Origin of the sequence: Nonomuraea cypriaca (assembly GCF_015645445.1) — a bacterium.
GTDB classification, from domain to species: Bacteria; Actinomycetota; Actinomycetes; order Streptosporangiales; family Streptosporangiaceae; genus Nonomuraea; species Nonomuraea cypriaca.
This window is the reverse complement of record NZ_JADOGI010000342.1, coordinates 1-8,664: the sequence shown is the minus strand read 5'-3', so window position 1 is coordinate 8,664 and position 8,664 is coordinate 1. Positions and strand designations below refer to the sequence as shown.

General features: G+C 66.9%; 6 protein-coding genes. 1 reads left to right on the top strand and 5 read right to left on the bottom strand.

Features of this window, described 5'->3' with window-relative positions:
- The 3 genes from rpoB to ITP53_RS51670 form a co-directional block, all read right to left on the bottom strand.
- A partial coding sequence (rpoB, locus tag ITP53_RS51680) for a DNA-directed RNA polymerase subunit beta (RefSeq protein ID WP_236052127.1) occupies window positions 1-2,305 on the bottom strand: 2,305 nt, incomplete at its 3' end.
- A 231-nt stretch (window positions 2,306-2,536) separates the two neighbouring features.
- Window positions 2,537-4,249: a SpoIIE family protein phosphatase gene (locus ITP53_RS51675; protein ID WP_195902842.1), complete on the bottom strand. Its 1,713-nt coding sequence runs from the start codon at window positions 4,247-4,249 to the stop codon at window positions 2,537-2,539.
- A gap of 192 nt (window positions 4,250-4,441) precedes the next feature.
- Window positions 4,442-4,822 carry a winged helix-turn-helix transcriptional regulator gene (locus ITP53_RS51670; protein WP_207757621.1) on the bottom strand — a complete coding sequence of 127 codons (381 nt, stop codon included), beginning with the start codon at window positions 4,820-4,822 and terminating at the stop codon, window positions 4,442-4,444.
- A 65-nt stretch (window positions 4,823-4,887) separates the two neighbouring features.
- Between ITP53_RS51670 and ITP53_RS51665 the strand changes: the two genes are divergently transcribed.
- Window positions 4,888-5,907, top strand: a complete 1,020-nt coding sequence (locus ITP53_RS51665; RefSeq protein ID WP_328818571.1) for a zinc-binding dehydrogenase — start codon at window positions 4,888-4,890, stop codon at window positions 5,905-5,907.
- A 517-nt stretch (window positions 5,908-6,424) separates the two neighbouring features.
- Here ITP53_RS51665 and ITP53_RS51660 read toward each other — a convergent pair.
- Together ITP53_RS51660 and ITP53_RS51655 are read right to left on the bottom strand one after the other, a co-directional pair.
- On the bottom strand, window positions 6,425-6,700 hold the full coding sequence (locus ITP53_RS51660) for a hypothetical protein (protein WP_195902840.1): 276 nt from the start codon (window positions 6,698-6,700) through the stop codon (window positions 6,425-6,427).
- A gap of 1,573 nt (window positions 6,701-8,273) precedes the next feature.
- Window positions 8,274-8,664 (bottom strand): hypothetical protein (locus ITP53_RS51655; protein WP_407941405.1); only part of this gene is annotated, 391 nt, incomplete at its 5' end.

Sequence of the window (8,664 nt, the reverse complement as noted above, 5' to 3'; positions counted from 1 at the left end):
TCCCGCGCTCGTCCAGGTCCGCCAGGACCTCCTCGGAGACGTTCGGGATGTCCCGGGTGATCTCCTCCGGACCCAGCTTCGTGTCACGGGCGTCGACCTCGTGCTCCTCGATGTGGATCGAGGACAGGACATCGTCCTGCACCAGACGTTGCGAGATGATGATGGCGTCTTCGTAGTTGTGACCCTCCCACGGCATGAACGCCACCAGCAGGTTCTTGCCCAGCGCCATCTCACCGCTGTCGGTGCACGGCCCGTCGGCGATGACCTGGTTGACCTCCACCCGGTCGCCCTCGGCGACGATCGGCTTCTGGTTGAAGGAGGTGCCCTGGTTGGAACGCTTGAACTTCGCCACGCGGTACGTCGTCCGCGTGCCGTCATCGTTCATCACCGTGACGTAGTCGGCGGAGACCTCCTCCACCACACCCGCCTTCTCGGCGCTGATCACATCACCCGCGTCGGTCGCGGCACGGTATTCCATGCCCGTGCCGACCAGCGGCGCCTCACTCCTGAGCAGCGGCACCGACTGCCGCATCATGTTCGCGCCCATGAGCGCCCGGTTGGCGTCGTCGTGCTCCAGGAACGGGATCATCGCCGTGGCGACCGACACCATCTGACGTGGGGACACGTCGATGTAGTCGACCTCCTCGGCACGGGCGAGCTCGGTCTCACCGCCCTTGGTGCGGACCAGGACACGCGACTCGGCGAACGTGCCGTCCGGGTTGATCGCCGTGTTGGCCTGCGCCTTGACGTAGCGGTCTTCCTCATCGGCCGTCAGGTAGTCGATCTGCTCGGTCACCTTGCCCTCGACGACCTTGCGGTAAGGCGTCTCGATGAAGCCGAAGGCGTTGAGCCGGCCATAAGAGGCCAGCGAGCCGATCAGGCCGATGTTGGGGCCTTCCGGGGTCTCGATCGGGCACATCCGGCCGTAGTGGGACGGGTGCACGTCACGGACCTCGAAACCCGCCCGCTCACGGGACAGACCACCAGGACCCAACGCATTCAGCCGCCGCTTGTGCGTCAGACCGGCCAGCGGGTTGATCTGGTCCATGAACTGCGACAGCTGCGAGGTGCCGAAGAACTCCTTGATCGATGCCACGACCGGGCGGATGTTGATCAGGGTCTGCGGCGTGATCGCCTCGACGTCCTGGGTGGTCATCCGCTCCCGCACGACCCGCTCCATGCGGGCCAGCCCCAGGCGGACCTGGTTCTGGATGAGCTCGCCGACGCTGCGCACGCGGCGGTTGCCGAAGTGGTCGATGTCGTCGACCTCGACGATCAGCTCGCCGTTGGCGCCCGGCATCGACTCCTCACCCGCGTGCAGGCGGACGATGTACTCGATCGTGGCGACGATGTCGTCTTCGGTCAGGGTGCCCTGGGTGATCTCCGAGTCGACCCCGAGCTTCTTGTTGATCTTGTAGCGACCCACCTTGGCGAGGTCGTAGCGCTTGGGGTTGAAGTAGAGGTTCTCCAGCAGGGTCTGCGCCGACTCCTTGGTCGGCGGCTCACCCGGCCGCAGCTTGCGGTAGATGTCGAGCAGCGCGTCGTCCTGGCCGGCCGTGTGGTCCTTCTCCAGGGTGGCGCGCATCGACTCGTACTGGCCGAAGCGCTCGAGGATCTGGTCGTTGGTCCACCCCAACGCCTTCAGCAGCACGGTGACGGCCTGCTTGCGCTTGCGGTCGATGCGCACACCGACGCTGTCACGCTTGTCGATCTCGAACTCCAGCCAAGCCCCTCTGGACGGGATGACCTTGCACCCGTAGAGGTCCTTGTCGGAGGTCTTGTCGACATTGCGCTCGAAATAGACCCCAGGCGAACGCGTCAACTGCGAGACCACGACACGCTCGGTGCCGTTGATGATGAACGTGCCCCTCGGCGTCATGAGCGGGAAGTCCCCCATGAACACCGTCTGGCTCTTGATCTCACCGGTGGTGTTATTGATGAACTCCGCCGTCACGAACATCGGGGCGGAGTAGACCATGTCCTTGTCTTTGCACTCATCGACGGAGTACTTCGGCGGCTCGAAGCGGTGGTCGCGGAACGACAAGGACATGGTCCCCGAGAAGTCCTCGATGGGACTGATCTCTTCGAAGATCTCTTCGAGGCCCGACTGGGTCGGGACGTCCTTGCGCCCGGCCTGACGAGCCGCCTCTACCCGGGCCTTCCACTTCTCGTTGCCGAGCAGCCAGTCGAGAGACTCGGTCTGCAGGGCGAGAAGGTCAGGAACTTCGAGAGGCTCCTGGATACGCGAAAATGAGACGCGACGGGGACCGGCGGGTACGGCGGAGGCGTTGCGCGAGGCTGCCAACAGATGTGTCCTTCCGAGGGCTCGCGGCGGACTGGCTACACGCACGCCAGACGACCTCGCAACGTGAGCGAGCATCGCGGGTCGTCAAAGAGGCAGCGTGGAAGCACGAGCGTACTCGCTCTGGCAGAATTTGTCCACGCTAAAAAAGACCATCTTCCAGGTCGCATTTTCATGATGACGTACACCACCCCGCCTTGTCAATCTCCAAGCCCGCTCGCCGGGAGCTCCACGTCATGCCGGGTGCGCCAGGCGCAGGGCGAGCAGCGCGATGTCGTCGATCACGTCGTGTCGCATGCGGGCAAGGATCTCATCACAGAAGTACGGCAGTTGCTGTCTGGCGAGCGCGGCGGCGTGCCTGCGCAGCCGGTTCATGCCCACCTCGAGGGACTCCCCGGGGGTCTCGATGAGGCCATCGGTGTAGAACAAAACGGTGCTCTGGGACGGGATCGGTACGGCGGCATCGGGTCGGTCGGCAGGCAGGCCGGTGCCGAGCAGCAGCCCCTGCCCCTGTTCCAGGTATCGGGTGGAGCCGTCGTCGTCGACCAGCAGGGGCGGGGGGTGGCCGGCGCTGGTCCAGCGCAGCCACCAGGCCCCGTCCTGCCGCTGCTCGGCCAGGGCCAGCACCAGCGTGGCCATCAGGTCGTCGGTGATGTGTGGCAGAGCGTCATCGAGCCGGCCGACCACGCGGCTGGGTGGCGTGTGCTGAGCCCAGGCCGCCATCCGTAGCATGTTCCTGATCTGCGACATCTTGGCGGCGGCCTGCAGATCGTGGCCCGTTACGTCGCCGATGACCAGGGCCGTCACGCCACCGGGCAGCGGAAAGGCGTCGTACCAGTCGCCGCCGACCTGGGAGCCGCGGGGGGCGGGCTGGTAGCGCGCGACCAACTCAAGGTGTTCGATGGCGGGGAGCGGGGCGATCAGGTGGCGCTGCATGGTCTCGGCGATGCGGCGCTGCTCCTGGAACAGGCCGGCGTTGTCCACGGCGAGCCCGGCCCGCCCGGCGATGTCGCCGACGAGGGACACATCGGCCTCATCGTAGGCGGGAGAGGATCCCGAGCGGGCGAGGGTGAGCATGCCGAGCACGCGGCGGGGCGTGCGCAGCGGCGCGATGATGACCGACGTGGCGTCGATCTTCTCGAACAGCCCTCGCTGCATGCCGCAGATTCCCACCTCGTCCATCTTGGCCAGATCCTGTGAACTCAGCAGGACTGAGGGAGCGCCGCGCAGCACCCGGACCAGCGGCGAGCGAGTGGCTTGCTCCTGCGACAATGGTCGCTGCCATCCCTCCCCTGCGGCATACCGTGCGTTCCGCGACACCACCGCGACCCTGCGCAGGCTGTCGTCGGGTCCGAGCAGGTCGATCATCGCCCAGTCGGCCAGACGCGGCACCACCAGCCGGGTCAGCCTCCGCAGCGCCTCCTCCACCTCCAGGGTGGAGGCCAGTACGGTGCTGATCTCCGCCATCAGCGACAGCCGGCCGGTCAACTGCTCCAGGATGGATAGGTGGGCGGCCTGCTCCTGCTCCACGGCCTTGTGCCGACGCAGGTCGTAGAACAGGACCACCCCTGCCATGTCTCCGTCCCGGCCGAGCTGAAGCGGTGCGATCATCAGGCTCAGGGGGATGAGTCCGCCGTCGCCGCGGGTGAACCAGGCCTCGTCGGTACGCACGCTCGTGCTCGATTCGACGGCCGCGAGGTGCCGGCAGCTCGCCCGGGAAACCATGCTCCCGTCGGGATTCCTGTGCAGAAGATCGTGCGAGTCCGCCCCGATCAGCTCCTGGGCGGGCCGGTCCAGCAATTGCTCGGCGTACGGGTTGACCATCAAGATCCGCCCAGTGTCGTCCACGATGTAGAGCCCCACGCGCAATCCATAGAACAGCGCTCGTACGAGCTCGTGGCTGAGCCCGTACCTCTCAAGAGTGGAGAAACTGTCGCTGACTTCCATGGCGGTGTCCCCATCTCACCTGCCCGGTCACCCTTTGCGGGCAACGAACCGACCACGTTTTTACAAAATCGAAGAAGGGATTTCGGCTAGGAGGGCCACGTCCGCGTCCAGGGCGGGGCGATGACGTGGTAGCGGTCGGCCAGGGCAGGCACGAGGTGCTCGCCGGCTTGGCCGGCCGGCCGGGCCCAGCCGCTACTTTCCTGGGGTGCCGGGCAGGGCGGGGAAGCGTTCGATGTTGTCCTCAACCCAGTAGAGAAGCGCCCCCAGCGGCACGCATGCGTCTCGGCCCAGATCGGTCAGTTCGTACTCCACGTGCAGCGGAACGGCTGGATAGATGGTCCGGGTGATCAGCTCGTGCTCCTCCAGCCGGCGTAGCACCGCCGTCAGGACCTTGGGGCTGATCCCTGCCAGTTTCGCCTTGACCGCGCCAAACCGGGCTGGACCGGGCTCCAGGGCGCTCAGCACCAATGCGCTCCACTTGTCCGCCAGCAGGTCGAGTATGAGCCGGCATGGGCAGCTCGCCGAGTAGACGTTTCGTGCCGACTGCGGGATCTGTATCCGCGGCATGCTCATCGTAGTTCCTAAAGGGAAGTAGGTGTCGTTGCGGGTAACTAGTATCCGCAGCTTACGTTACCGGCATGACTTACCGACCAGAACGAACGATGAGTGGCGTCGTGCGGCTCCACGAGCATGGCGGACCAGACGTACTGCAGTACGAGCTAGAGCAGTTGGGTGAGCCCGCGGCGGGTCAGGTGCGACTACGGCACGACGCCATCGGCGTGAACTTCGTCGACACGTATTTTCGGAGTGGCAGCTTCCCGCTCCGCGAGTTGCCGGCCGTGATCGGAGGTGAGGGTTCGGGCGTCGTGGACGCCGTGGGGCCAGACGTGGAATCCGTGTCGATCGGAGACCGGGTCGGCTACTACTTCTCTTTGGGGGCCTACGCCGAGCGGCGACTGCTCGCGGTGGAAGACACGATCCCGTTGCCCGACGACATCTCCTCAGTGGACGCAGCCGCTCTGCTGGCGCAGGGATTGACCGCCTGGGCGCGCCTGCGTCGCGTCCACCCGGTCCAAGCAGGCGAGGTCGTGCTGGTCACCGGCGCGACCGGCGGCGTCGGGTCGCTGCTCGCGACCTGGGCCCAGCATCTCGGAGCGAGGGTGATCGCACTCGTCGCCGGCCCGGACCGGGTGGAGGCAGCGCGAGCGCTCGGGCTGAAGCACATCGTCGTCGCGGCGACCGGCGAGTTGGCATCGGCTGTGGCCGCTGCCGGCGGTGGCGTGGATGTGTTCTACGACCAGGTCGGGCGTGCGACCTTCGCCGAGGCGGTCTCGGTACTGCGTGACGGCGGAACCCTCGATCTGCTCGGCGCGGCTTCCGGTGAGCCTGAGCTCGATGTCGCGGAGCTGAACCGCCGCCGGATCCGGATCACCAGGTCGTCCACCGGCGAACACCTACCGGACCGAGAGACGCTGCTCAACGCGAGCGACGAGCTGTTCCAAGCCTGGCGGGACGGCGTGTTCGGCACGCGGCAGGTCCACACCTATCCATTGTCGAAAGCGGCACAGGCTCACCACGATCTGGAGGCCCGCATCACCGGCGCGGCGATCGTCCTGCTGCCGGACGGGACTGAGCATCCCGTGCGCCTCGACGAGTAAGACGTCACCAATCACCATGATCGCCGCGGTCTTATCGGGCCTCGCCGTTGAGGATGTGGCTGTAGACGCGACGCGGCGGTCGGCATCCATCTGGTCTCCCGTACGGTCTTGTCCGTGCGGTCGGTGCGGCGGACGAAGCCCAGACCGCCGGCGGAGCACAGCTCGTAGAACGTCGGACGGCGCGAGCGGACTTCGCCCGCGAAGCCGACACCGCGCTGCACGCGGACGGCTCGCTGCTGACCACCTGGTACGAAACCGCCCAGCACGCCGCGTCGCCCGCAAGGACACCAGCCGCATGTCCGATGCCGAACTCCTCCTCGCCGGTCGGGCCGTCGTCGGGCAAGGTCGCGATCCGGATCGCGATCCCCAGCGGAGCGGAACGTCCAAAACCGATCGAGTGGGCGTACCCGACGGCCCCAGGGTCCCGGCGAAGGCGAAGAGGGAGCAGCGCCCGTTCCGCCCGCGCCGCCAACTCGGCGGCGCGGGATCGGCAACCTCCACGGTGCGAGGAAGAGCCTCATTCGTTCTCGCGCTCTGACTTCAGGAGTCGCACGATTCCATGGCGCACGTCCTGTGGAATCGAGCGATCAGCGCCAAGGGCTTCCAGCAGCCGCCTTTGTTCTGGATCCGATGGCATCTCCGCTATCCAGTCGAGTGCCAAGCTGATCCAGTACGGGCTCCGGCTCCGCAAGGCCTCGTTGGGCACGTTCGCCAACCCGATGAGATCTCCTCTGGCGGCAAGCCGAGCCTCCACCTCCGCGAGCGGATGCTTCAGGAGAGGCAGCAGGGCCACGGGTCTCTGAGGATCAAGCTCTCTCTTCGGGGCAGTTAGATCTCCTATCCATAGGGACGTACGGTCAACGAGGCCCAGCCACACATTCCCGTCTATGCGGAGAATCGGCGTCCATTCCAACCTGAGATCGTCCTTCCGTGGAGATCTTCGATGCCGCCTCCTTGGCCGATGAGACCGCCGCCCGTTCCATGTGGCCTGCTGGCAACGCTCCGTCGGCCGCCTCTTCACGCCGGAGCCCGGCGGTCCTGCGGTTGCCTCCGCCGCGCACCCCCACCTCGGCGGGATCGACGTGGACGCGGTGGGTGCGAAGGAGCTCACCGAGCGTGTTGCCGGATTTGTCAGGGGCGGTCCTTAGCCTACGTTCGGCCCCAAATCTCCCGGCAGGCGGTCGGCGAGCTCCCCGCCACACCACCGTAGACATTCGCCCCGACTGACCGGCCCGATCTACGCGAGACCTCCATGCCCTTTGCCGATGAGCTCATCGGTGAGCACACCGCCAAGGCGCTGATCCAGGCGGTCGCGGAGCGGCGACTGGCGGCTGGAATGCTGCGTTGTCCGGACTGCGGTGGAGTCTTGACCGGGTGGGGGCATGCCCGGCAGCGGCGGGTGCTGTCGCAGACGATGAGCATGACGGGCTGCTGCGGATCTGGTGGCGGTTTCGTCCGCGGCGGTCGCGGTGCAGGCACTGCGGTGCTGCCAGCCTCCAGGCTCACCCTGCCGGTGGTCGCCGCCTCCCTCGACAGCGAGCCCGGCGCCGGCGCCGCGGCGGCGCACGGCCGGTGCGGAACGGCTCGCCATCGCGCCCTGCCTGATCGGCCACGAGTCCCAGCAGGAGCGGGCCGCCGCGGCGATCGGCGCAGGACACGCGGAGCCCCTCGGCCCGCACAGCGCCGTCGCGGAACTTGTCGCACGAGCTTACGGCAGTCAACTCGCCACTTGACCAGGGCTTGTAAAGATCGCCGGACCCGAGTTACGTTCTGTGCGTGCGGTGGGCGGGCTCCAGATTTAGGCGGTTCACCTCACGTGTACTAGACGGCGTGGCCTGCCCATCCGTTCTCTTCGCTGCTGCAGTGAAGATCACTTACCGCCACCACCGATTACGGGCCAGAGCCGTTTACACCTGGACACACCCTGGCCGTGTCGACTCATGTCCCCAGGCCAACGACTCATGTCCCCAGGCCAACGAAACCAGCCAGCAAGCCCACCAAGACCGAAGGACCACAAGCACCGCCGAGCGCTCCCGGGGAAACAGGCCGTCCACACACGCCCCCTGGCCAAACGCGTGAACCACCAGGGCAAGCGAACAAGCCACCGCGGGAGCCCAAGGATGAGCACCCCGCCCGGCACGCGAATATCCCGCCCGGCCAGCTGCGGAAATGACGTCGCCTGGACAGGCCGTACAGGCCCGTTCCGCCACCGGCATGTCTCGAACCTGACGGTTTGGGGCGCCACCACTCCAGCGGACGGCGTTGCGACCAGACGCGTTGCGGCGCGTGGTCGTCACCCAGTCGGCCCAGGTCGCCGGAGACGTCTCAGGCGGCCCGGGATCAACCGCGACGGCTACGGCGGCTCGTTACGGGTTGACGAAGATCGGTATGGAGAAGAACACGATCATCGCGATCGCCACGCACACCAGGAACCCGATCAACTCCCAGGCCCAGTCGTAGTGGCGTTCCTTGCGGCGGGCCTTCCCCGGGGGTGCCGTCTCGGGGCGTCGGTTGGGTGCGGGCCTGCGCCGTACCGGCCGTGGCGCCAGAAGCGACGGCTCGGGGGAGAGGAACGACGACCCCTCACCGGGGAACGACTTCTCTCCGGCGGGGGACTTTCCCCTGGCGGGGAGCGACTCCCGACCGGGGAACGACGGCTCCCGAGCGGGGAACGACGACTTTCTGGCGGGGAAGGAGGGCTCCGCCGAGAAGGAGGGCTCCGCGGGGAGGGACGACTCCCGGCCGGGGAACGACGGC

What these genes read in the sequence shown, in the direction of transcription:
- ITP53_RS51670 (WP_207757621.1), bottom strand. Translation starts at nt 4,822, where the DNA reads ATGAGCATGCCGCGGATACAGATCCCGCAGTCGGCACGAAACGTCTAC.
- ITP53_RS51665 (WP_328818571.1), top strand. Translation starts at nt 4,888, where the DNA reads ATGACTTACCGACCAGAACGAACGATGAGTGGCGTCGTGCGGCTCCAC.
- ITP53_RS51675 (WP_195902842.1), bottom strand. Translation starts at nt 4,249, where the DNA reads ATGGAAGTCAGCGACAGTTTCTCCACTCTTGAGAGGTACGGGCTCAGC.